Here is a 21977-nt window from a genome sequence, read left to right on the forward strand (position 1 = left end):
ACACTCTCTCCACATGCTCTCCACCGTGCCCCACCAGGAGGCGGTGCGCGAGGTGTAGCTTCTTAGGGCTTGACCGGAATTTTGGTACATACCAAAATCCAGCCAACCCGAGCGAGCCCGGAGTGCGCTGTCTCGCCCGGTTACACCGTTTTTCTGGTCTTCCCTGCCCTCGAGGTGAACGCTGTGACATTCCGCCCCCTCCCCTCCTCGCTCGCACTGGTGTGCGCTTTCGCGCTCACGGGTTGCAGCTTCATATCGGATGCCGGGTCCGGCGACACCACCGTGCGGATCTGGCTGATGAAGGGGAGCGTCTCGGACGACTTCCTGAAGCGGTTCACCGAGCAGTACGAGAAGGACAACCCCTCGGTCGACCTGGACGTGGCCTTCCAGGAGTGGACCGGCATCGGGAAGAAGGTCAACGCCGCGCTCGACGGCAAGGACACCCCCGACATCATCGAGGTCGGCAACACGCAGGTCGCCCAGTACGCCGAGAGCGACGCGCTGATGGACCTGACCCTGGAGTCCGTGCGGGACCTCGGCGGGGAGGACTGGCTGGAGGGTCTGGCCCAGCCCGGCAACATCGGCGGCTCCCAGTACGGCATCCCCTGGTACGCGGCCAACCGCGTCGTCATCTACAACAGGGACCTCTTCGCCGCGGCCGACATCAAGCCGCCCACCTCCCGCGAGGAGTGGCTGGAGAACACCGAGAAGCTCAACAGCGGCGGCAACCAGGGCATCTACCTCTCCGGCCAGGACTGGTACACCCTGGCGGGCTTCATCTGGGAGGAGGGCGGCGACCTCGCCGTCGAGCGCGGCGGCACCTGGGAGGGCGCCCTGCACACCAAGCCCGCGCTGGAGGGCATGGAGTTCTACAAGACGCTCCAGTCGCTCGGCCAGGGCCCGAAGAACGCGGACGAGCAGAAGCCCCCGCAGGCCGGTGTCTTCGCCAAGGGGACCGTGGCCCAGATGATCGACACCCCGGCCGCCGCCGCGGCCATCGAGGAGGAGAACCCCTCCCTCAAGGGCAAGCTCGGCTACTTCCCCATCCCGGGCAAGGAGGAGGGCAAGGCCGGTGCCGTCTTCACCGGCGGCTCCGACCTGATCATCCCCACCAAGGGCAAGAACCGCGGCACGGCGGTCGAGGTCGTCAAGGCGCTGGCGAGCGAGCAGTGGCAGACCGACCTCGCCAAGACGATGAACTACGTGCCCAACAAGAAGACGCTCAGCCGCGTCGTCCAGGGCCAGGAGTCGACCGCCGCGATGGCCCGGGGCGCCGCCGCCCGGGGCAGCAAGGCCACGCCCACCTCCCCGAAGTGGGCCAACGTCGAGGTCGACAACCCCATCAAGCCCTATATGACCACCGTGCTCCAGGGGGGTAACGCGGCGCGCGCCGCGCTCCAGGCCTCCGAGGAGATCACCAAGATCCTCTCCCCGGGCTGACCGTCCCCGGGCGGTCCGCCTTCCGGCCGACCGCCCCCGCGCACTCCCTACCCGCCGCCCGGTGCGGCGGTACGGAGGTGCCGCGCGGGCGACAGGGCGTGCGGGCCCTGTCGCCACGCGGACGGCGGCGGCGCGGAACGAAGCCGGTGCCCGACCGTTCCGCGACTGCGACTGCGACTGCGACTGCGACTGCGACTGCGACTGCGACTGCGACTGCGACCGCGACCGTTCCGCCACCGCCACCGCCACCGTACGTACGGACACGGCCGCCCCGTCGCCGTACGTACCGAGACGACCGGCGCCGTCAGGAGCGGCGGGTACGGCTCACGCCGTGGGCCGCGCCAGCGACAGGGCGAAGGCGCCCGCCCGGTCCGTCCACCACTCGGCCAGGGTCAGACCGGCGTCCGCCAGCTCCGCGCGCACCCCCTCCCGGCGGAACTTCGCCGACACCTCCGTCCGCACTTCCTCCCCCTCCTCGAACGGCACCACGAGATTCAGCTCCGGGATCTTCACCGTGAGCGCCGAGCGCGCCCGCAGCCGCATCTCGATCCACTCACGCTCCCGGTCCCAGAGCGCCACATGGGCGAAGTCCTCCGGGTCGACATCCGCGTCCAGCTCCCGCGCGATGACCCGGAGCACATTGCGGTTGAACTCCGCCGTCACCCCCGCCGTGTCGTCGTACGCGCGGACCAGCACCTCCTCGTCCTTCACCAGGTCCGTCCCCAGCAGCAGCGCGTCATCGGGGCCCAGCAGCTCCCGTACCGAGCGCAGGAACAGCGCGCGCTCGGCGGGCAGCAGATTGCCGATGGTGCCGCCGAGGAAGGCGACCAGCCGGGGGCCCGGGGTGCCCGGCAGGGCCAGCCCCCGGGTGAAGTCGGCCACCAGCGCGTGTACCTGGAGCTCCGGGCGCCAGGCCAGCAGGGACGTGGCGGCACCCCGTAGGGCGCTCTCGCTGACATCGACCGGGACGTAGGCCACCGGCCCCGACAGGGCCGCCAGCAGATGACGGGTCTTCTCCGAGGAGCCGGAACCCAGCTCCACCAGGGTGCGCGCGCCCGTCGCCGTGGCGATCTCGGACGCCCGCTCGATCAGGATCTCCCGCTCCGCGCGGGTGGGGTAGTACTCCGGCAGCCGGGTGATCTCATCGAACAGCTCACTGCCCCGGGCGTCGTAGAACCACTTCGGCGGCAGCTCCTTGGGTGTATGGGTCAGCCCGTGCAGCACGTCGGCGCGCAGGGCGGCGCCGGTGGCGTCGTCGGGCAGGGTGCGGGTCAGCTGGAACGGGCTCACGCGGGCGGCTCCTTGAGCGGGGAGAGCAGGATGTCGGCACGGGTGGCGACCACCAGGGTCCGGTCGGGGACCGCGCGCCAGCGGGGGTCGTCGTCGTACGGCTCCGAGGCCAGGACCGCGAGGGCGCCGGGCTCGAAACGGGTCCAGAGCGAGTCCCCCCACGCGGTGGCCGCGACCGTCTCCCCGTCGGTGAGGAGGAGATTGAGCCGGGAGTGCGGCGCGTGGGCCGCCACCTCCCGGACCGTGTCCGCGAGCGCCTGCCCCACGGCGTCCCCCTCCCGCAGCCGACGCAGGACCAGCGCCCACAGCAGCGCCGCGTCACAGCGGGCCTCCAGACCGAGCAGATCGGCGGTGGGCAGGGCGCGCGCGAGCGGCGCCAGGGCCGTCGTCCACGCGGGCACGGCGCCGTTGTGACTGAAGAGCCAGGGACCGAAGGAGTACGGGGCGGCCGCGGCCTCCCCGTCCGCCCCGGCCTCGGTGGCATCACGGACGGCCGCCAGGACGGTGCCGGAGCGCACCACCCGGGCGAGGTCGGCGAAGGACAGATCACCCCAGATCGGCCCGGCGCGGCGGTAGCGGGCGGGCAGCGGATCGCCGTCCGCGTACCAGCCGACGCCGAAACCGTCGGCGTTGACCGTGCCATGGCGCTGGTGGCGGGGTGCCCAGGACTGGCGCAGCAGGCCGTGCGCGGGCCGGACCAGCAGCTCGGCCAGCGCACGCGGGCGCCCGGTGTAGGCGATATGGCGGCACATCAGGCGGCCCCACGCGCGCCGGGAGGCGGCTGCCTCCGGTGACCGGGGGAACCGGAGCCGTGTCCCGCGGGGCGCACCCCGTCCGGTTCCGCGTCCCGCGCGGTACGGAAACCGGCGAAGATCTGACGGCGGACCGGCAGATCCCAGTTGCGGAACGTGCCCCGGCAGGCCACCGGATCCACCCCGAAGGAACCGCCGCGCAGCACCTTGTGCGCGGAGCCGAAGAAGACCTCCGAGTACTCCCGGTAGGGGAAGGCGCTGAAGCCCGGGTAGGGCAGGAAGTCGCTGGACGTCCACTCCCAGACATCGCCGATGAGCTGACGCACCCCGAGCGGCGACGCTCCGTGTGGATAGCTTCCGGCGGGCGCGGGGCGCAGATGGCGCTGGCCCAGGTTGGCGTGGGCGGGAGTGGGATCCTCATCGCCCCACGGATAGCGCCGGGAGCGGCCCGAGGCCGGGTCATGGCGGGCCGCCTTCTCCCACTCGGCCTCCGTGGGCAGCCGCCGCCCCGCCCAGCGGGCGTACGCGTCCGCCTCGTACCAGCTCACATGCAGCACCGGCTCGTCCAGCGGCACCGGCTCGGTGACCCCGAAGCGGCGGCGCAGCCACACCCCGTCCTCGTACTGCCAGAACAGGGGCGCGGTCAGCGCGTGGCGGCGGATCTGCGCGAAGCCCTCCGGGGCCCACCAGCGGGGCTCCTCATAGCCGCCGTCCGCCATGAAGGCGAGATAGGCCCCGCAGGTCACCGGGGTGGTGTCGAGATGGAAGGCCGCGATCTCCCGCTCGTGCGCGGGCCGCTCGTTATCCAGCGACCAGGGCTCGGCCGAGGTGCCCATCGTGAACGGGCCGCCGGGCACCAGCACCTCGGCGGGCAGCCCCCGGGTGTCGCCCCGGGGCGGCTCGGGCGCCGTCAGCGCGGCCGGACCGGCCCTGAGCTGATGGGTGATCAGCATGGTCTCGTCGTGCTGCTGCTCATGCTGGGCGATCATGCCGAAGGCGAAGGCCGAGTCGACCAGGGGAGCGCCCTCCAGCGCGGCCGACTCCAGGATGTCCAGCACCCGGCCCCGTACGTCGGCGGCGTAGCGATGGGCCTCGGCCGGGGAGAGCAGGGGCAGCGAGGGACGCGTGGCGCGCGGATGCTCGAAGGCGTCATAGACCGAGTCGATCTCGGGCCGCAGCGCGGGCCGCCCGCCGACGGCCCGCAGCAGCCACTGCTCCTCCTGGTTGCCGATATGGGCGAGATCCCAGACCAGCGGGGACATCAGGGGCGAGTGCTGTGCGGTCAGCTCGCGGTCGTCGACACACGCGGTCAGTGCGGTGGTGCGGTCCCGGGCGGCCAGCAGCGCGGTCAGCGCCCGCTCCCGTGGTGCGGTCTCCGTCATGATCCGGCTCCTTCCCGGGGGAGCGGCCGCGAACGCGGCCCATCGGTGGTGCCCGGCGGCGGGGAGACGGTCCGTGGTTCCGGCCCGGTGCCGTTGGTGGCGGGGACGCCGGGTCGTTCCGGCCCGGTGCCGGTGCCGGTGCCGCCCGGTGGTGCGGAGACGGTGCCCGGCTCCCGTCCGGTGGCCGTGGTGGCCGTGGTGCCCGTAGCGCCGGTGGTTCCGGTGGTATCCGTGCCGGTGGTGGCCGGGGCACCGGGCCGTTCCGGTGCCGAGCCCGGCGGTGCGAGGGTGGGCCGGGCCGGTTTCTCGCCGGGTATCCGTCCATACGGTCCCGGATCCCGGCCCAGACCGGTCAGGCGCAGATCGTCGGCGGGACATCGGCCCCGCAGCACATGCCGCTCGGTGAACGCGGCGACCGCCGCGCACAGCGCGTCGGAGGCCCCGATCCGGGGCAGCGCCTCCAGCGCCGTACGGAAACAGAGCACGGCGGCGGCGCGCAGCTCCGGATCGGCGAGCCCATGGCGGGCCGCCGCCAGCCAGAGCGCGTTGCGCGGGGCGCGACCGCCGCCCGCGTACTCCGCCAGCGGCTTGACCGCCCGGTACACGGTCTCGGCCGCCTCCGGATCGTCGAAGAGCGCCGCCGTCACCGCCAGCGGCACCCGCCAGCCGTCGTCACCCGGCTGTGCGTCGATCATGCGCAGCTCCAGATGGCCACGCGGTCGCACCGGCGGGAAGAGCGTGGTCAGGTGGTAGTCGAGATCCTGGCGGGTCGGCGCCCGGCGCGCCCCGCCGGTCCGTGTCCACTCCCGGAAGGAGAGCGCGGGCGGCCGCTCCCAGGGGCCCTCGGCCGTCCGGACGCACATCACCGGCGCGTCCAGCGCATGCGCCGCCCAGGCCGCCCTCGGTTCCCGGTCCAGCGGCGGGGCGAGCGGCCGTACCGGATCGATCCCGGCCCAGATCGCCTGCCGGGTGGAGCGCCAGCCGGTCCAGCACCCGGCGCGCGCGGGGGAGTTGGCGAACGCGGCGGTCAGCACCGCGCCCAGCAGATGCGCCAGCTGCCAGCGTCGGCGCAGGCCCAGCGGTCCCGGCTCCTCCTCCCCGGCGTCCAGACAGACCTGTACCGAGGCCGAGGTGCACATCATGGCCCGGCCATGGGGGCCGGTGCGGTCGAGATAGGACTCCATGGCGTCGTACCGGGGCTCGCGCAGCACCCTGCGCGGTTCCTGCCAGGGATCGAGGCCCCATCCGGCGAGGGCCAGACCGGCCGGGCGGAGTGCGGCGCGCACCGCGTCCAGATCGGCGGCGACGGAGTCCACGCACTCCATGAGGGAGGCGGCGGGCGGGGAGCTGAGTTCCAGCTGGCCGCCGGGCTCGAAGGTGAGAGCCGAGGTGAGGGTCAGGGAGCGCACCCGGTCGTGGGCGGCTCGCAGGGTGTCGGCCGGGACCGGCCGTTCGGGGGAGGACCGCTGGTGGAGCAGCCACTCAAGCTCCACGCCCACGGCCCGGGGCGGGCCGTTCTTGAAACATATGCCGTGCAGGAGATCTTCCGCCTCGGTTTCCGTGATAGGCCGGTCGTGATCACCGGCATCGGGTGGACGCATACTCAGCTCCTGTCCCGCGCCCGTCGAAGGCACTCTGTCAACCTAAGGCCACCCTCGCGCGTCCGCACAAGGGTGCCCGGACCACCCACCCGGTACCCGAACCTGCGCCTGAAAAACGTTTGTCCAGGTCATCGCAGGTCACCCACCATGGGCGCCATGAGCGCACGACTGAAGGAGATCGCCCGCCAGACCGAGGCGATCGTCGCGGCGGGCCGGTATGAGACCCCGGACGGCCGGACCGTCCTCCTCGGCCCGGACATCGCCGCCGCCCGCGCGGGAACCCGGCTCCACGGCCCCGATCCCCTGCCCGTCACCCCGGACACCGACCGCCACACCGCCATCGAGGTGACCGGCGAGGGCAGTACCGAGGCCGCCCGCAGGCTCACCAGCGCTACCGCCGCCGCGGATACCGACGCACCGGTGGCCGTCCTGAACTTCGCCTCCGCCCGCAACCCCGGCGGCGGCTACCTCAACGGCGCCCGCGCCCAGGAGGAGGCCCTGTGCCGGGTCTCGGCCCTCTACACCACGCTGCTGTGCGCCCCCGCGTACTACGAGCACCATCGCGCGGACCGCGACCCGTTCTACACCGACCGGGTCATCCACTCACCCTCCGTGCCCGTCTTCCGGGATGACTCCGGGGCGCTGCTGGAGCACCCGTACCGGGTCGGCTTCCTGACCAGCCCCGCGCCGAACACCGGAGTGATCCTCCGTCGCACTCCGGAGGCCGCCGCCCGGGTGCCGGGCGCCGTGGCGGTCCGGGCGGAGCGGGTGCTGGAGACGGCGGTACGGGGCGGATACCGGCGGCTGGTGCTGGGGGCCTGGGGCTGCGGGGTGTTCCAGAACGACCCCCGGGTGGTCGCGGGCGCGTTCCACGACCTGCTGACCGGGACGGGCCGGTTCGCGGGCCACTTCGACGAGGTGGTCTTCGCCATCCTGGACCGCACCAGGACGGGGGCCACGATGGCGGCGTTCCGGGACAGGTTCGGCGGGGCCTGACGCGGGTGCGGGCGCGTCACGGGCCGGGCCTCGCGCTGGGGCGCCGTTCCACGTCGGTGAGACCTGGGTTCCCGTCGTCCGCCACGGGGACCGCCCCCCGAACACGCCCTGCGCCCGGGGCTTCGGAAGGCCCGGCAGGAACCGGAGTCCTCGGGAGGCCCGGCGGGAATCAGGGCCCTGGCAAGGCCCGGCGGGGCGGAACGGTTCAGCTCCAGCCGTACCGCTCCCGCAACCGGCCCTCCACCACGGCGAACCGCGCCCGGTCCAGGGCGCACGCCTCGCGGCGCATCCCGTCCTCGTGCACCCGCAGCACCCGGTCGAGGTCGGCCCAGGACTCCCGCCCCTCGCGGTCCCACGGTCCCGCGCCGATGGGCACCCACTCGTGGTCACGGTCATGCCGCTTGCTGGAGAGTTGTACGGCGAGGAGGGTGCCGCCCGCCTCGCGGGCGACGATCAGGACCGGCCGGTCCTTGCCGCGCCCATCCCCCTCCTCGTACGGAACCCAGGTCCAGACGATCTCGCCCGGATCCGGGTCCCCGTCCTGGTCGGGGGCGTAGGAGGTACGGACGGGACCGGCCGCCGAGGGGTCGGCCTCCGTGGTGGCGGAGGGCCCGGACCGGCCCGGTGTGGGAAGGCTCATGGCGCCACCGTAGATCGTCCCGGTCCGGTCGACCGCTCGGGACCGACCGTAGACCGTCCCGCAACCGGAGGACCGGTGATCAGATCCAGCCCTCCAGCGCGGTCATGAACCCGTCGAAGTCGTCCCTGTGGATGGTGTGTCCGGCGCCGGGCACCGTGCGGACCTCGAACCCGCGCTGACGCAGCAGGGCCGCCCGCTCGGCGGGGACCAGCACACTGGGATCGGCGAGGGGCACCAGCGAGGGGACGACGGGTGCGGCGGGCGCCAGTTCGCGGCCGGTGAAGGACTCCAGCCCGTGGGCCGACCGCTCGTCCCAGAGCGCCAGGGTCGCCAGTTCGTCCGCGATGTCCTCATCGCTCCAGCGCGGGTTGATGGCGCGGATCTGCTCCTTGGTCAGCCGCTTGGCGGAGGTGAGCGCCTCGGGCCGATAGCCGTCGGGGCCGTCCGGGAGGAACCAGACCGGGTCCACGTAGACCGCCCGGCGCGGCGCGAGCCGGGCCGTCGCGAGGGAGAGCGTCAGCGCGCCGAGCGAGTGCCCGATGGCCACGTCGGCGCCGGAGGGCAGGGTCTCCACCAGGTCGTCGGCGAAGTCGTCAGGGGTGTAGGAGTCACCGCGCCCGCTCGCGCCATGGCCGCGCAGATCGACGGTTGTCACCCGGTAGCCCCGCTCGGCGAGGGCGGGAGCGACACGGCGCCAGGTGCGGTGGTCGGCCATGATGCCGTGGATCAGCAGGGCGAGGCGGTCGCCCGCACCCCAGGTCGTGGTATGCAGCTTCACCATCTGCCCCTTCGCTCGGTGGATCACGCCCCTCACCGGGGAAAACGATCTTATGTGCGACACCCGGGCGGCGGGGAGCCGAACCCGGACCGGGAGGCGGTGTAATCCGGCCAATCCGCAGATCTCACCCGGGGGCGGTCTGGAAGGATGCGCAGGGCGATGAGCCAGACACCCAGACACTCCACGGAGCGCGCCGTTCCGACCAGCGCCGACGTCGCCCGGTTAGCCGGGGTATCCCGGGCCACCGTCTCGTACGTCCTCAACAACACGGCCTCCGTCCGTATCAGCGAGCCCACCCGGCACAGGGTCCGCGCCGCCGCCGAGGAACTCGGCTACGTCCCCCACGCGGCCGCGCGCAGCCTGCGGGCGGGGCACACCCGGATGGTCCTGCTGCCGACCGCCACCCATCCCGTCGGCCCGCTCCACCACCAGTTCTTCGGTGAACTCCAGTGGGCCCTGCGCCGCCTCGACTACACCGTCGTCCAGTACGGCAGCCTCGGCCTCGACGGGGACGAGGCGGCCCGTGCGTGGGCGGAACTGCGCCCGGTGGCGGTGGTCTCCCTCGGGGAGGTCGGACTGACCGCCTACGGCGTCGAAGTCCTCAAACGCTCCGGTGCGAAGGCGGTCATATCGCTCGCCCCACGCCGGGTGGAGGGCGCCCGCTGCCTGGTCATGGACCAGCGTGAGGTCGGCGACTGCGCCGTCTCCCACCTCGTCCGCCGGGGCCGCCAGGCGATCGGGGTGGTGATGCCCGTCGAGCGGGGTCTGGAGCTCTTCGCCGAGCCACGGTACGAGGGTGCCCGGCGCGCCGCCGAACGCGCGGGGGCGCGTGCGGTGCCCCTGCCCCTGTCGTACGACGAGGACGCGGCGGCGGACCTCGCCGCCCGCTGGCCCCAGCTGGGTCTGGACGCGGTCTACACGTACAACGACGACTACGCGATGCTCCTGATGCGTGCCCTCCAGGACCGGGGCGTGTCGATACCTGACGACACGGCCGTCATCGGCGCGGACGACCTGCTGCTCGGACGTCTGCTGCGGCCACGCCTGAGCACGGTGCACATCGACATGACCACCGGCCGCCACATGGCGGAACTGGTCGACCGCGCGGTACGGGATCCGGACCGGGTGCCGGAGCGCCACGATCTGATGCGGGTGCGGGCGGTCCAGCGGGACTCGACGTAGGAACGGTGGTTCCGGTCAGGGCGGCGCTCTCCGCGGGCGCCGCCCTGACGCACGCTCCGTCGTCAGGGATGCGTCAGGTGTGACAGGCCCTCTCGGGAGAACGCTGAGAACAAGCCATCTGTCACACAGGCCCCATCCGTCACCGAGGTATCCCTGGAGTCGTGACCGGGGTGTCCCCGGAGCGCGTGCTGGACACTGCCCCGGCACTGTTCCCGGGTTCCGGGCCCGGCACTGTTCCTGGGTTCCGGGCCCGGCACTGTTCCCGGGATCTGGGCCCGGCACCGTTCCCGGGATGCGTTCCGCGAGCCGTCTGCCTACCGTCGCACGCATGAGCCCTCGTCATCACCGCCGTGGCCACCCCGACGCCCCCGCCCGCTTCGAGGTACTGCTGGTGCCCGAACACATCGTGGGCGGTGACACCACCGCGCTCACCCGCGACGCCATCCGCTCGGCCGTGGTGGAGGCCACCGGGGAGACGGGGGCCTCGGGGTACCCGCGGTACGCGGGCGCCGGGATGGTGGCCGACATCGACCCCGAGACCCGGACCGTCGAGGCGCTGCTGGTCGACGGCGCCGAACTGGACTACGGCCTGACCGCCCGGGTGATCGAGGCGGCCGAGGAGTGAGCGGCGGCCCGACCGACTGGCTCGCCCACCAGCTCAAGCCTGGGGGCACCCGGAGCGGCCCACGGGCCGGAACGCCCGGCCGGGCGGCTCGGGGACCGGCCCTGGCCGACCCCGGCCATGGCGACCCGCTCGACGGGCCGCCACGGCGGGCGGATCATGCCTCCGGCTGACCGTTGGACTCCGCCGCCTTGACCGAGGCGCGCACCTCGTCCATGTCCAGCGCGCGGGCCTGACGGATCACGTCCTCCAGCGCCGCCTCAGGCAGCGCGCCCGGCTGGGCGAAGATCGCGATCCGGTCCCGGACGATCATCAGCGTGGGAATGGACTGGATCTCGAACGCGGCGGCCAGCTCCTGCTGCGCCTCCGTGTCCACCTTCCCGAAGACCAGGTCTTCGTGGCGCTCCGCCGCCCCCTCGTACACCGGGGCGAACTGGCGGCAGGGTCCACACCAGGAGGCCCAGAAGTCGATCAGGACGAAGTCGTTCTCCGACATGACCTGGTCGAAGTTCTCCTTGGTGAGCTCAACAGTGCTCATAACGTGCTACCTCTCCGATGCGTCCCGTGTCGGTCACGTGACTCGCCCCCGACAACCGAGGGCGAGCCGGTGCTATTCCTCCCGCTGCCCGTGTGGCCAGGAGACACACCCGGTACCAGACTGTCCCTATGACGGAACCTGTCGTGTACGACGTCGTGGTGCTCGGAGCCGGTCCGACCGGGGAGAACGTGGCGGACCGGCTGCGCGCCGCCGGGCTGAGCACGGCCGTGGTGGAGAGCGAACTGGTCGGCGGAGAGTGCTCCTACTGGGCCTGTATGCCGAGCAAGGCCCTGCTGCGGCCCGTGATCGCCCAGGCGGACGCCCGCCGTACAGCCGGACTGAGCGGCTCGGTCCAGGGCCCCCTCGACACGGCGGCCGTGCTGCGCCACCGCGACGACTTCACCTCCCACTGGAAGGACGACGGCCAGGTCGCCTGGCTGGAGACGACCGGCGCCCGGCTCTACCGGGGCCGCGGACGGCTCCAGGGCCCGAAGACGGTCGTGGTCGACGCACCCGGGAACGAACAGCACGTCCTCACCGCCCGCCACGCGGTGGCCGTCTGCACCGGAAGCCGCGCCGTCCTCCCCGATCTGCCGGGCCTGGCCGGGGCCAAGCCCTGGACGAGCCGCGAGGCCACCAGCGCCACGACGGTACCGGGGCGGCTCGCGGTGGTCGGCGGGGGAGTGGTCGGCGTCGAGATGGCCACCGCGTTCCAGGCCCTCGGCTCCCAGGTCACCCTGCTGGTACGGGGGGACGGACTCCTGCCCCGAATGGAACCCTTCGTCGGCGAACACATCGCCGCCGCCCTCACCCGGGCGGGCGCCGACCTCCGGACGAACACCTCCGTCACCGCCGTGGAACGCGACAACGGCACCGGCCCCGTCACCCTCGTCCTCGGCGACGGCAGCCGGGTCGAGGCGGACGAGGTTCTCTTCGCCACCGGCCGCGCACCGCGCACCGACGACATCGGCCTGCCCAGCGTGGGCCTGGAGAACGGCTCCTGGCTCTCCGTCGACGACACCTGCCGGGTCGAGTCCAGCAACTGGCTCTACGGCGTCGGCGATGTCAACCACCGCGCCCTCCTCACCCACCAGGGCAAGTACCAGGCCCGCATCGCCGCCGCCGCCATCATCGCCCGCGCCCAGGGTGTCCCCCTCCTGGAAACCGACCGCTGGGGCGCCCACGCGGCCACCGCCGACCACGCCGCCGTCCCCCAGGTCGTCTTCACCGACCCCGAGGCCGCCGCCGTCGGCCTCTCCCTCGCCGACGCCGAGGCGGCGGGCCTGCGCGTCCGCGCCGTCGACTACGACCTCGCCTCGGTCGCGGGCGCCAGCCTCTACGTCAACGACTACCGCGGCCACGCCCGCATGATTGTCGACCTCGACCGCTCCATCCTGGTCGGCGCCACCTTCGTCGGCCCGGGCGTCGGCGAACTGCTCCACTCGGCGACGGTCGCCGTCGTGGGCGAGGTCCCGATCGAACGCCTCTGGCACGCGGTACCGGCGTACCCGACGATCAGCGAGGTGTGGCTGCGGCTGCTGGAGGCGTTTCGGGAGGGCTGACCGTCGCTCACGCCGCACGCACAGTGCGCCGTGTCAACTGCCCTCCATGACTGTGGCGTGGCCGGCCAGCACCCCCTCGGTGTGCAGATGTAGTCGGCGCGCTTGTTCGACCGAGAATCCGGGGCCTTGTGGGAGGAGGGGCGTATCCCGGACGAAGGCGCTGAGTACGGTGTCGGGTGGGTTGTCGAGCATTCGGATGATCGGGAGCACGGCTTCTTCCACCGGTTGGGCGGTTCTGCGGATGTCGGCGATCCGGGCCAGGGTGTCCGGGGTGTACTCCCCGGAGAATCCGGTGCTGACCGTTCCCGGGTGGAACAGGACGTACCGCACTCTCGTCCCTGGCCGGCGGTCCGCGTAGGCGACGCCGAGCAGGTCGTTGAGCCGGCCGCCCTGTGTGAGAGCTGTGTGCCCGTCGTATTCCCGGGCGAGCTGGAGGTCGTCCCAGTGGATCTTCCCTGCACCGCCGGGCCCTGCGACATTGACGATGACCGGGGCATCGGCGGAGTCGAGGAGGCCGGTCAGCCCGTGGCTCAGGGCGAAGCGGCTCAGATAGAAGTGCGCGAAGGTGTTCTCGAAGCCTTCGGCGGTGACCTCTCGGGTGGTGCGGAAGTGCCGGGCGCACAGCACCAGGCCGTCGATCTTCGCGAAGGACGAACGGAGCGTGTCGAGGAGTGCTCCGTTCTCGGACAGCAGGCTCAGGTCGGCACGGAGGAAGTGCGCCCGGGAGGCCGCGTCGTGTCGTCGCGCGGTCTCCAGCCAGGCCTCGCCCGTCTCCGCGTCGCGTCCGACCACCACCACCTCCTGTCCCCTGTCCAGGTAGGTGCGGGCGACGGCCCCGCCGATGCCGTCCGTGCCGCCGGTGATGACATAGGTCTTCACCGCGGTACTCCTCGTTCGTGGCCCCGGCTCACAGGAACCGTGCCGCGATCTTCTCGGGAGTGACACGGACAGTCACCAGTTCCGGGAGGGCCGCGTGGGATTCCGGGTTGTGCTCGGCATAGGTCATGCCGGTGTACTTGACGGCCAGTTGGTCCAAGCGCTCGCGGCTGCCCGGGTTCTCGAACCGGGCGGTGCCGCTGATCGACGCGTACCCGTACGGTTCGTCCGCCGGGTTCACCATGACGCCCAGCCGTGGATCGTGTCGCAGATTGCGGACTTTGGTCTTGTCGACACCGGTCACGAGGAAGAGCTCGTCGCCCTCCCTCCCGATCCAGACCACCGACTGGTGCGGGCTCCCGTCGGGCCGCAGGGTCGCCACAGTGACGAAGATCCGGGCATCGAGGGCCTCCTTGAGTTTCACGGACAGGCGGACCGGGCTCACGCGTGGCTCCTTACTGAGTGCAGACGCTGCGACAGACACGTCGAATGAATCAAGTGCCACAACTGTGAGGCATTTAATCGAGGATTCGCAACAGGGGTGGGGTGATTGATGGCTCATCTGCCGTCCCACGTAGACTGCGGGTCACGATGAGAGCTGACGCCGAACGCAACCTGGACGCGGTCCTCCGGACCGGCGCGCGCCTGCTGGCGGCCGACCCCGGCGCCAGCATCGCGGCGATCGCGGCGGCGGCGGGGGTCGACCGGCGCACCGTCTACCGCCGCTTCACCACGCGCGAGGAGCTTCTGGCCGCAGTCCATACCGCCAAGCTCGATGCCTGCGAGCAGGTCGTCGCCGAGGCGCGACTGACCGAGGCGCCCGTGCTGGTCGCCCTGCACCGCTATGCGGAAGGCATCATCGCCGTCAGTAGACGGTTGCCGGTGGACGTGCGGCAGGTACAGGACGAGGCGGGGGCCGATCGTCTCCGCCGGTTGATGGAGCGGCTCGACGGCTTCATGGACCGCGCGGTGCGCGAAGGCGTCATCCGCCCCGGGCTTCCCGATCGCTGGGCCCGCTCGCTGCTCGTTCATCTCACCACCATGGCCGCGCACGAGATGCCGGAGCTGACGAACGCCCAGGGGGCGGACATGGTGGTCCAGTCACTGACCACGGGCCTCCGCCCGGCCTGAGCGGGCGTACGCGCCGTACCGTCGACCTTTGACCGGGCTTCCGGCAGCCCCGCTACGGTGTGTCCTTTACGGCGGCTGCTGGAGACGTTTCGAGGGTGGGAACCGCCGTCGGATCCGTACCCGGAGTGTCGGGTGACGTGCCGGGGACCGGTCGTGCACGCGAGCCCGTCGGTGTCGGAACCCAGGCGGATCACGCGCACCGGCCGGATCGGCACTGCCACCGTCGTCACCAGCAGCGGCGGGCGAGCCAGGAGCTGATGCGGTCCGCCGTCTCGCGTCAGCGCGGCTCCAGGGCCACATTGTGCGAGCGGCCGTGCAGGAACAGGTAGTCGCCGCCGAAGTGGTCGGCGCTCCGGCGGACCGCTTCCGCGGGAACGACCCTGTCGTGCTCGGCCGCGATGAACAGGGTCGGTCCGCTCAGACGCGTACGATCCACGCTCACCAGGGCGTTGACCCCCTCCATGATGGCCCGGGGGGATTCCTCGGAGAAGAGGGCGTAGTAGCGGCGGGCGTCCTCCTCGCTGGTGCCTCCGAGGTAGAAGTCCCAGGCCGTTTCGAAGGGGCCGGGTCCCACCGGAGTTCCCGGGTCGATCGCGAAGTCGACGTCGAGCCCGACGTCCGCGCAGATGGCGGGGGCGATGTGGACCTGAGCGAGCACCGGGTGCCGCTCGGCGTACTTCTGCGCGACGATGGCGCCCATGCTGTGGGTCACCAGGACGGGCGCCTGGCCGGCGAAGGAGACCACTGTCTCCAGCTCTTCCACGGTGTCGGCCAGGGAGCGCTCCAGGAACCGGCCCTCCGGCAGATCGCGGGATCCGTGGTGGTTGTACCAGCTGAACGCGTAGCAGTCCCGGCCCGTCGCCGCGAAGTACGGCAGGTAGTTCTCCCAGACCCAGCTCCCGTGACCCGCTCCGTGGACGAAGACGAGGGGAGGGGCGGACGGCGCGGTCGTGGGTGCCGCGTGCTCGATCAGGACACCGTCGATCATTTTCTGTTCCGTGCTCATGAGACTTCCTTTCCGGGGTACTGCGGCTGGGGTGGGGTGGTGACATGCTGTCGCGGGTCAGTGCAGAACGGCGGGGAGGCCGCTGTCCGCGTCGGTGCCGCCGCCGGTGGCCGTGCCCTGCGGCCCCCGCAGCCCCGGCCGCCCGGTGTTGATCATGGCGAGGGCGATCACGGCGGCGACCGTCAGCATGCCGACGGCCCACCAGTACGCGGTGGTGAAGCCGTTGACCATGCCCTGGAACTGGAGCGCCTGCGGGTTGGTGGCACCGGCGGCGTTGTCGGAGATGTACGCCGTGGTGGCGGAGGCGGCGATGGTGTTCAGCAGCGCGGTGCCGATGGCGCCGCCGACCTGCTGCGAGGTATTCACCATGGCGGAGGCGACACCGGCGTCCGTCGGCTTCACCCCATGAGTGGCGAGCGACATCGCGGGCATGAACGCCGTACCCATGCCGAGGCCCAGCAGCAGCTGCGCCGGGAGAATCACGGTGGTGTACGAGCTGTCCGGGGCCAGCTGGGTCAGCAGCAGAGTGCCGGTCGCGGCGGCCAGGAACCCGGGGCCGATCAGCCATCGTGCCGGGACGCGGGTCATCAGCCGGGTGCCGATCTGGGTGGAGCCCACGGTCATGCCGACGGCCATGGGCATGAAGGCGAAACCGGTCTTGACCGGCGAGTACCCACGGACCACCTGGAGGTAGTAGGTGAGGAACAGGAACAGGCCGAACATCGAGATGACGGCGAGGCCCAGCGAGAGGTAGACACCGGCGCGGTTGCGCTCGGTGAGTACCCGCAGCGGCAGCAGCGGGGCCTTCACCTTGGCCTCGACGGCGACGAACGCGGCCAGCAGTACCGCCGACAGGACGAACATGCCGATCGTCCACGCGTCGGTCCAGCCGGAGTGCTCGGCGCGGGTGAAGCCGTACACCAGGGCCACCAGACCCGTAGTGGAGAGGACGACGCCGGGGATGTCGAGGGGCGCGCGGTTGCGGGCACCGGCCGGCTCACGGATGACGAAGTAGGCGCCGACGGCCGCGACGACCGCGAACGGGATGTTGACGTAGAAGGTCCAGCGCCAGTTCAGGTACTCGGTCAGGAAGCCGCCGAGCAGCAGGCCCACGGCACCGCCACCACCGGCGATGGCACCGTAGATGCCGAACGCCTTGGCGCGCTCACGGGCGTCGGTGAACATCACGGCGAGCAGCGAGAGCGCGGCCGGGGCGAGCAGCGCGCCGAAGACGCCCTGGAGGGCGCGGGAGCCGAGCATCATCGCCTCGCTGGTGGCCGCGCCGCCGAGCGCGGAGGCGACGGCGAAGCCCACGAGTCCGGCGACGAAGGTGCGACGGCGGCCCCAGATGTCGGCGATCCGGCCGCCGAACAGCAGCAGACCGCCGAAGGCCAGGGCGTAGGCCGTGATGACCCACTGGCGGTTGCCGTCGGATATGCCCAGGTCCTGCTGGGCGGTGGGGAGCGCGATGTTCACGATCGTCGCGTCCAGGACCACCATCAGCTGCGCGAGGGCGATGAAGACCAGCGCCTTCCAGCGCTGCGCATCGTTCGGACCGTTCGGGTCGGGCTCGGAGGTACCGGGAAGGGTACGGACTGTCTGGGGCATCGAAGGAGCGACCTCAAGGAGGGGGGCAGGGACGGGAGGGGCGGCACGGTGGAGAGCGTGCCGCGGGCGCTTCGGACCTGGGTCCTGGCCTGTGTGAGGGGCGCGGCGCAGGAAGGGCTGCCTCGGTCGTCGGGCGTCTGTGCAAGAATCGAAGACAAGGGGCTCCATCTCCAAGGAGAACCCCCATAACCCGAATAAACCCCCATCAGCAGATGCTGGTGTGCATACTTCCTCCATGGTCGATCAAATCGACGTCGATATCCTCCATGCGCTTCAGGTGGTCCCCAGGGCGGCCTTCCACCGCATCGGCGAGGTCGTCGGCGTGTCCGAGCAGACGGTGGCCCGCCGGTTCCGCGCCCTGCGCCGGGCCGGCGCGATGAATGTCGTCGGCCTGGTGAATCCGGTCGTGGGGGGACGGGCCCAGTGGATCGCCCGTATCCGCTGCCGCCCTGACAGCGTCGGCCCGCTGGCCCACTCCCTGGTCCAGCAACCGGAAGTCGCCTACGCCCACCTCACCACCGGCGGGGCCGAGATCGTGTGCGCGATCCGCTCCCCGCTCGAAGCCGAGCGCGATCAGCTCCTGCTGCGCCGGCTCCACAGCTCCGCCGCGGTGATCGATCTCCAGGTCGACCTGGTGCTGCACGGCTTCGGCGGGCGGAACGCCGCCTGGACCGGGCACGGCGGCGCGCTGAGCGACGAGCAGATCCGGAAGCTGTCCGCCGGACGCCCCCCGGCTCCGACCGGTGAGCCGGTCGTGCCGGCCGAGGAGGACTCCCCGCTCCTGGAGGCGCTCGCTGATGACGGCCGCGTCGGTCACACCCGCCTCGCCGAGCTCACCGGCTGGTCCACACACCGTGTGGCGCGGCGCCTGGAGGCTCTGGAGGGATCCGGCACGATCTTCTACGACATCGAGCTGCTGCCCGAACGCCTCGGATTCCACGTCACCGCCACACTGTGGCTGCGCGTCGCCCCCGCGTTCCTGCACCGCGCGGGCGAGGAAATCACCGCACACCCCGAGATCGCCTTCGCCGGGGCCATCACCGGCGAGAACAACATGGTGGCCATTCTCATCTGCCGGGACACCGAGGACCTGTACCGCTACCTGACCACGGGCCTGGCGGCACTCCCCGGCGTCACCGCGTACAGCGTCAGTCTCCGGTCACGGAGTCTCAAGCGATCGTCCTCACTCATCTCCCACGGCCGGCTGATCCACGCGGACTGACATCCTCCCGGGTGCTCCGGCTCCGTGGTCCCGGGGCAAGCTGCCCTGGGTCGGGACCGCCCTCGTGCGGGCCGAAGAGCAGGAAGCGTACGCGTCCGGAGGCGGCGAGTGGACGGGCGGCCTGGCCACCCCGGCCTGCCCTGCACCCTCGTACGCTCCCGCTTGTCGATCAGACCCATAGACGGCCGAGTCCGACTACGGTGTGTCCTTTGCGGCGGCTGCTGGAGACGTACCGCGGTTGAGTACAGACCGGCGGAGGCCGCGGAATGCCTGGTGACGGCTCGAAACATGATCGAACGTCCCTATGGCGGTGGTGGTCGATGCCCCGTCGCCTCCGCCGGATGTCCGCCCCACCAGTTCCTCGGAGCGCCAGCGTGACAAGGTGCTCGCCGTGGTCGACTCCATCGGCGGGCACGTCATGGCCTGGGCCGACGACTGGGAGGTCTCGGGCGCGACCGACCCGATGACCTGCCCGAGGCCTGGCCTCTGGCTGCGGGGTGAGCGGGGACCGTACGACGGCATCGCGGGCGCGGCCGTGGACCGGCTGGGCTAGGGCCTCGTGGACTGCCTGGACACCGTCTGCAAGATGCGGGATACCGGCACGCTGCTCCTGACCTACGGCCATGACGGTCTGGGACGGCCCGAACGACGAGAACCGCTTCACCAGGGAAGCCTGGGGCGCGCAGATGGAACTGCGCGCCATCCAGTGCCGCAACCGCGAGGCGATCATCAAGGCCCGGCAGAAGGGCCGGGTCAAGGCCAAGCCGTCCTACGGCTACGAGTTCATACGCCTGGCCCCATGCCACCGTGGACCGCTGAGCCCTGCACCCTCACGCCTCCACCGTCATCCGGAGGGTTGCCCGGCGGATCCTCTCCGCCCCCGAGCAGATCACCCCTCCTCCCTCTCCTCGTGGCTTCTGACCACCCGGGATCCGTCCGTCGCCGAAGCGGTCGCCGAAGTGTTCCGGATCGATGAGCCGCAAACGAGCGAGGCCGGCGGGGGCTTCGGGGTCGTGCTCGGTGGTGACACTGTGACCATCGTGGTCACAGAGATCGGATCCGAGGTCAACCTCATGGTGCGGGGCGAAGGGCCCAAGGCGCATATCTGTGACGGCGAACGCTTCCTGGAACCGGGTGCTCATGGTGGCTGCCGGCGAGCTGAGTGATCGCAAAGCGAGGGCCAGGGCGGACCGCGTCGCCCCACCGGTCACAACAGGCCCTGGTCCCGGGCGTACAGCGCGGCCTGGGTGCGGTCGCGCAGGCCGAGGCGGCCGAGGATGCGGGAGACGTGGTTCTTGACGGTGCCCTCGCTGAGGAAGAGCCGGGTGGCGATCTCCCGGTTGGTCGAGCCCGCGGCGATCAGGCGCAGGACCTGCACCTCGCGTTCGGTCAGCGCCCCGTCGGGCAGCGCGGGGGGCTCGTGCGGTGCCGGACCGGGGGCGGGAGCGGTGGCCGGGGCGGCGGTGAGACCCGCCAGTACCGAGGCGTCGAGCTGGGCGATGCCGGCCTTGGCGAGGCGTACCGAACGGGCGAGTTCGGTGGAGGGCAGGTTCTTGAGCAGATAGCCGACGGCCCCGGCCCGGAGCGCCCCGGCGACGTAGTCCCCGTCGTCGAAGGTGGTCAGCATGACGACCCGGCAGGAGGGCACCCGCGCCGCGAGTGCGGCGGCGGTCCCGATGCCGTCCATCCCCGGCATCCGGACGTCGACCAGGGCGACGTCCGGCCGGTGCAGGACGGCGGCCGCCACCGCCCCCGGCCCGTCGCACGCGGTGGCCACCACGGCGACACCCGGCTGGACGCCCAGCAGGGAGGCGATCCCCTCCCGGACCAGCTCCTGGTCGTCGACGACCAGGACCCGTACGACGTCCGTCCCGGCGGCCTCGTCGCCGTCGTGCCCGTCCCCGGCGGGCGCCGCCCCGTCGGGGCCCGCGCCGCTCATCCGGCGCTCCCCGGAGCGGGCCGCTCGCGCGGGATGATGACGGTGACCACCGCACCGCCCGGCGACGCCCCGGAAGCCGGACGGCCGTCGATGTCCACTCGCCCGCCGAGGAGTTCGACGCGCTCGCGCATTCCGTGGAGCCCGGAGCCGGACCCGAGGCCGGAGCCGGGCCGCCGCGCGGACGGCGAGGGCGGCGCGGTGGTGAAGCCCCGCCCGTTGTCGGCGACCGTCAGCCGGGCCGCCGACTCGCCTAAGGCGGCCGTGACGTCGATACGGGTCGCCCTCCCGTGCCGGCAAGCATTGGTGAGCGCCTCCTGCGCCGACCGGTACAGCGCGGTGAGCGAACCGGCGTCGTACCCGGCCTCGTCCCCGGTGATACGGAGGGTCACGGTCAGCCGGTCGTCACCGAGACGGCGGGTCAGATCGGCGAGCGCCCGGTTGAGGGAGAAGGGCCGGGCCCCGCGCAGCGCCCCGACGGACTCCCGGACCTCCGTCAGCGCCCGCCCGGCCGACCAGCGGGCGTCCGCCACCGCGCGGGCCGCGACCTCCGGATCGCGGTCCCGGAAGACCTCCGCCTTCTCCAACTGGATGCCGATCGCGGTGAGATGGTGGCCCAGGCTGTCGTGGATCTCCCGGGCGACCCGGTTGCGCTCGTCGGCCGCGGACAGCTCCGCCACCCGCAGGGCGTACCGTGACAGCCGCTCGTGGGCGCCCTCCAGCTCGGCCAGTACCCCCGCCAGCTCCGTCCGCCCCCGCTGCTCCCGCACGGCGACCGAGGCCATCGACAGGGCCAGCGCCAGCCCCAGGCCGAGCATCAGCAGATCGGAGACGTACTCGGCCCGCAGCCACCAGCGGGGCACCGACACCGTGTAGCCGCCGATCAGCAGGGCGACGCACCCGGCACCGGACACCAGCCCGGCCCGCGGGCCGAGCGCGAGCCGGGCGGTGAACGGCACCAGGAGGAACAGGGCCCGGGAGACTCCCGAACCGTCCAGCGCGGCGACACCCGCGAACAGGACGAGACGGGCGGCCAGCAGCAGGACCGCTGCGGGCCCGGTCCCGTTCGCGGTCCCCGACGGCCGGTGCCTCCGCTCGAAGGCTTCGAGGGCGAGCAGCAGGAGCAGCCCCGCCACGAAGCCCGCGGTGCGCCCGGGATGGACGGGCCCGTCCGATACGGCGGTGTGGTAGAGCCCGCCGGCCAGGACCGCCGCGTAGAGCACGGGCGGAATCCACGGCACGGCGGCCGGCGGCGCCGTCATGGTCTCCTCCTCCGTTCACGGCTGCACGGGGTGTCACGGGGCCGGACACCGGGACCGGCCGTCGTAGGTCCGGTCCCGTAACGTCCGGCCGTACGGGACCGGACGTTACGGGACCGCGGCCCCCGGCCGCAGTCCGGACGCGGATATGGCCAC

21 protein-coding genes and 1 pseudogene are annotated in these 21977 nt (G+C 72.1%); 9 read left to right on the forward strand and 13 right to left on the reverse strand.

What is annotated here, in order from left to right:
- Window positions 1-183 precede the first annotated feature (183 nt).
- Window positions 184-1440 (forward strand): extracellular solute-binding protein, encoded by a 1257-nt coding sequence (locus ACFVIM_RS00055; protein ID WP_384296797.1) that lies wholly within the window; start codon window positions 184-186, stop codon window positions 1438-1440.
- Window positions 1441-1764: 324 nt separating this feature from the next.
- Here ACFVIM_RS00055 and egtD read toward each other — a convergent pair whose 3' ends face one another.
- From egtD to egtA, 4 genes and pseudogenes are all read right to left on the reverse strand, one after another.
- Window positions 1765-2730 carry an L-histidine N(alpha)-methyltransferase gene (gene egtD, locus ACFVIM_RS00060; protein ID WP_384296799.1) on the reverse strand — a complete coding sequence of 322 codons (966 nt, stop codon included), beginning with the start codon at window positions 2728-2730 and terminating at the stop codon, window positions 1765-1767.
- A complete protein-coding gene (egtC, locus tag ACFVIM_RS00065) occupies window positions 2727-3482 on the reverse strand; it encodes an ergothioneine biosynthesis protein EgtC (RefSeq protein WP_384296800.1) in 756 nt (251 codons plus the stop codon). Before egtC ends, egtD begins: the two co-directional genes overlap by 4 nt.
- On the reverse strand, window positions 3482-4864 hold the full coding sequence (gene egtB, locus ACFVIM_RS00070; RefSeq protein WP_384296801.1) for an ergothioneine biosynthesis protein EgtB: 1383 nt from the start codon (window positions 4862-4864) through the stop codon (window positions 3482-3484). The genes egtC and egtB overlap by 1 nt, the downstream gene beginning before the upstream one ends.
- A gap of 356 nt (window positions 4865-5220) precedes the next feature.
- Window positions 5221-6465 (reverse strand): annotated as a pseudogene (gene egtA, locus ACFVIM_RS00075) (ergothioneine biosynthesis glutamate--cysteine ligase EgtA); the annotation flags it as partial.
- A 156-nt stretch (window positions 6466-6621) separates the two neighbouring features.
- On the opposite strand from egtA, the gene ACFVIM_RS00080 reads away from it, so the two are divergent.
- On the forward strand, window positions 6622-7461 hold the full coding sequence (locus tag ACFVIM_RS00080; RefSeq protein WP_384296803.1) for a TIGR02452 family protein: 840 nt from the start codon (window positions 6622-6624) through the stop codon (window positions 7459-7461).
- Between the two features lie 205 nt (window positions 7462-7666).
- Here the strand turns inward: ACFVIM_RS00080 and ACFVIM_RS00085 are convergent, their stop codons facing one another.
- Complete coding sequence (locus ACFVIM_RS00085) at window positions 7667-8101, reverse strand: type II toxin-antitoxin system PemK/MazF family toxin (protein ID WP_384296804.1); 435 nt, start codon at window positions 8099-8101, stop codon at window positions 7667-7669.
- A gap of 79 nt (window positions 8102-8180) precedes the next feature.
- Window positions 8181-8879: an alpha/beta fold hydrolase gene (locus ACFVIM_RS00090; protein ID WP_384296879.1), complete on the reverse strand. Its 699-nt coding sequence runs from the start codon at window positions 8877-8879 to the stop codon at window positions 8181-8183.
- Window positions 8880-9038: 159 nt separating this feature from the next.
- On the opposite strand from ACFVIM_RS00090, the gene ACFVIM_RS00095 reads away from it, so the two are divergent.
- A complete protein-coding gene (locus tag ACFVIM_RS00095; protein ID WP_384296806.1) occupies window positions 9039-10061 on the forward strand; it encodes a LacI family DNA-binding transcriptional regulator in 1023 nt (340 codons plus the stop codon).
- Window positions 10062-10389: 328 nt separating this feature from the next.
- The gene (locus tag ACFVIM_RS00100; RefSeq protein ID WP_384296808.1) at window positions 10390-10686 is read left to right on the forward strand and encodes a hypothetical protein; all 297 of its coding nucleotides are present in this window, start codon (window positions 10390-10392) and stop codon (window positions 10684-10686) included.
- Between the two features lie 154 nt (window positions 10687-10840).
- Here the strand turns inward: ACFVIM_RS00100 and trxA are convergent, their stop codons facing one another.
- Window positions 10841-11221 (reverse strand): thioredoxin, encoded by a 381-nt coding sequence (gene trxA, locus ACFVIM_RS00105; protein WP_384296810.1) that lies wholly within the window; start codon window positions 11219-11221, stop codon window positions 10841-10843.
- Between the two features lie 128 nt (window positions 11222-11349).
- Here trxA and ACFVIM_RS00110 point away from each other — a divergent pair, with 128 nt between their 5' ends.
- Window positions 11350-12783 carry a dihydrolipoyl dehydrogenase family protein gene (locus ACFVIM_RS00110; protein ID WP_384296812.1) on the forward strand — a complete coding sequence of 478 codons (1434 nt, stop codon included), beginning with the start codon at window positions 11350-11352 and terminating at the stop codon, window positions 12781-12783.
- A 33-nt stretch (window positions 12784-12816) separates the two neighbouring features.
- On the opposite strand, the gene ACFVIM_RS00115 is transcribed toward ACFVIM_RS00110, so the two are convergent.
- Together ACFVIM_RS00115 and ACFVIM_RS00120 are read right to left on the reverse strand one after the other, a co-directional pair.
- On the reverse strand, window positions 12817-13662 hold the full coding sequence (locus ACFVIM_RS00115) for an SDR family NAD(P)-dependent oxidoreductase (RefSeq protein ID WP_384296813.1): 846 nt from the start codon (window positions 13660-13662) through the stop codon (window positions 12817-12819).
- A 28-nt stretch (window positions 13663-13690) separates the two neighbouring features.
- Complete coding sequence (locus tag ACFVIM_RS00120; RefSeq protein ID WP_384296815.1) at window positions 13691-14104, reverse strand: PPOX class F420-dependent oxidoreductase; 414 nt, start codon at window positions 14102-14104, stop codon at window positions 13691-13693.
- 146 nt (window positions 14105-14250) lie between these two features.
- On the opposite strand from ACFVIM_RS00120, the gene ACFVIM_RS00125 reads away from it, so the two are divergent.
- Window positions 14251-14790, forward strand: a complete 540-nt coding sequence (locus ACFVIM_RS00125; RefSeq protein WP_384296816.1) for a TetR family transcriptional regulator — start codon at window positions 14251-14253, stop codon at window positions 14788-14790.
- A 277-nt stretch (window positions 14791-15067) separates the two neighbouring features.
- On the opposite strand, the gene ACFVIM_RS00130 is transcribed toward ACFVIM_RS00125, so the two are convergent.
- Together ACFVIM_RS00130 and ACFVIM_RS00135 are read right to left on the reverse strand one after the other, a co-directional pair.
- The gene (locus ACFVIM_RS00130; protein ID WP_384296818.1) at window positions 15068-15796 is read right to left on the reverse strand and encodes an alpha/beta fold hydrolase; all 729 of its coding nucleotides are present in this window, start codon (window positions 15794-15796) and stop codon (window positions 15068-15070) included.
- A 57-nt stretch (window positions 15797-15853) separates the two neighbouring features.
- Window positions 15854-17404 carry an MFS transporter gene (locus ACFVIM_RS00135; RefSeq protein WP_384296819.1) on the reverse strand — a complete coding sequence of 517 codons (1551 nt, stop codon included), beginning with the start codon at window positions 17402-17404 and terminating at the stop codon, window positions 15854-15856.
- A 235-nt stretch (window positions 17405-17639) separates the two neighbouring features.
- Between ACFVIM_RS00135 and ACFVIM_RS00140 the strand changes: the two genes are divergently transcribed.
- The 3 genes from ACFVIM_RS00140 to ACFVIM_RS00150 all read left to right on the forward strand — a co-directional run bounded on the left by ACFVIM_RS00140 (window position 17640) and on the right by ACFVIM_RS00150 (window position 19792).
- A complete protein-coding gene (locus ACFVIM_RS00140; protein ID WP_384296821.1) occupies window positions 17640-18626 on the forward strand; it encodes an Lrp/AsnC family transcriptional regulator in 987 nt (328 codons plus the stop codon).
- A 304-nt stretch (window positions 18627-18930) separates the two neighbouring features.
- A complete protein-coding gene (locus tag ACFVIM_RS00145) occupies window positions 18931-19179 on the forward strand; it encodes a hypothetical protein (protein WP_384296822.1) in 249 nt (82 codons plus the stop codon).
- Between the two features lie 70 nt (window positions 19180-19249).
- Complete coding sequence (locus ACFVIM_RS00150) at window positions 19250-19792, forward strand: hypothetical protein (protein ID WP_384296823.1); 543 nt, start codon at window positions 19250-19252, stop codon at window positions 19790-19792.
- A gap of 41 nt (window positions 19793-19833) precedes the next feature.
- Here the strand turns inward: ACFVIM_RS00150 and ACFVIM_RS00155 are convergent, their stop codons facing one another.
- Together ACFVIM_RS00155 and ACFVIM_RS00160 are read right to left on the reverse strand one after the other, a co-directional pair.
- Entirely contained in the window at window positions 19834-20565 is a 732-nt protein-coding gene (locus ACFVIM_RS00155) for a response regulator (protein WP_384296824.1), read from the reverse strand.
- Window positions 20562-21824, reverse strand: a complete 1263-nt coding sequence (locus ACFVIM_RS00160; protein ID WP_384296826.1) for a sensor histidine kinase — start codon at window positions 21822-21824, stop codon at window positions 20562-20564. Before ACFVIM_RS00160 ends, ACFVIM_RS00155 begins: the two co-directional genes overlap by 4 nt.
- Window positions 21825-21977: the final 153 nt, after the last annotated feature.

The organism is Streptomyces sp. NPDC057638 (assembly GCF_042800315.1).
GTDB lineage: Bacteria > Actinomycetota > Actinomycetes > Streptomycetales > Streptomycetaceae > Streptomyces.

What these genes read in the sequence shown, in the direction of transcription:
- egtC (WP_384296800.1), bottom strand. Translation starts at nt 3,482, where the DNA reads ATGTGCCGCCATATCGCCTACACCGGGCGCCCGCGTGCGCTGGCCGAG.
- ACFVIM_RS00160 (WP_384296826.1), bottom strand. Translation starts at nt 21,824, where the DNA reads ATGACGGCGCCGCCGGCCGCCGTGCCGTGGATTCCGCCCGTGCTCTAC.
- ACFVIM_RS00100 (WP_384296808.1), top strand. Translation starts at nt 10,390, where the DNA reads ATGAGCCCTCGTCATCACCGCCGTGGCCACCCCGACGCCCCCGCCCGC.
- ACFVIM_RS00145 (WP_384296822.1), top strand. Translation starts at nt 18,931, where the DNA reads ATGGCGGTGGTGGTCGATGCCCCGTCGCCTCCGCCGGATGTCCGCCCC.
- ACFVIM_RS00095 (WP_384296806.1), top strand. Translation starts at nt 9,039, where the DNA reads ATGAGCCAGACACCCAGACACTCCACGGAGCGCGCCGTTCCGACCAGC.
- trxA (WP_384296810.1), bottom strand. Translation starts at nt 11,221, where the DNA reads ATGAGCACTGTTGAGCTCACCAAGGAGAACTTCGACCAGGTCATGTCG.
- ACFVIM_RS00135 (WP_384296819.1), bottom strand. Translation starts at nt 17,404, where the DNA reads ATGCCCCAGACAGTCCGTACCCTTCCCGGTACCTCCGAGCCCGACCCG.
- ACFVIM_RS00110 (WP_384296812.1), top strand. Translation starts at nt 11,350, where the DNA reads ATGACGGAACCTGTCGTGTACGACGTCGTGGTGCTCGGAGCCGGTCCG.
- ACFVIM_RS00125 (WP_384296816.1), top strand. Translation starts at nt 14,251, where the DNA reads ATGAGAGCTGACGCCGAACGCAACCTGGACGCGGTCCTCCGGACCGGC.
- ACFVIM_RS00080 (WP_384296803.1), top strand. Translation starts at nt 6,622, where the DNA reads ATGAGCGCACGACTGAAGGAGATCGCCCGCCAGACCGAGGCGATCGTC.
- ACFVIM_RS00155 (WP_384296824.1), bottom strand. Translation starts at nt 20,565, where the DNA reads ATGAGCGGCGCGGGCCCCGACGGGGCGGCGCCCGCCGGGGACGGGCAC.
- egtB (WP_384296801.1), bottom strand. Translation starts at nt 4,864, where the DNA reads ATGACGGAGACCGCACCACGGGAGCGGGCGCTGACCGCGCTGCTGGCC.
- ACFVIM_RS00130 (WP_384296818.1), bottom strand. Translation starts at nt 15,796, where the DNA reads ATGAGCACGGAACAGAAAATGATCGACGGTGTCCTGATCGAGCACGCG.
- ACFVIM_RS00150 (WP_384296823.1), top strand. Translation starts at nt 19,250, where the DNA reads ATGACGGTCTGGGACGGCCCGAACGACGAGAACCGCTTCACCAGGGAA.
- ACFVIM_RS00140 (WP_384296821.1), top strand. Translation starts at nt 17,640, where the DNA reads ATGGTCGATCAAATCGACGTCGATATCCTCCATGCGCTTCAGGTGGTC.
- ACFVIM_RS00085 (WP_384296804.1), bottom strand. Translation starts at nt 8,101, where the DNA reads ATGAGCCTTCCCACACCGGGCCGGTCCGGGCCCTCCGCCACCACGGAG.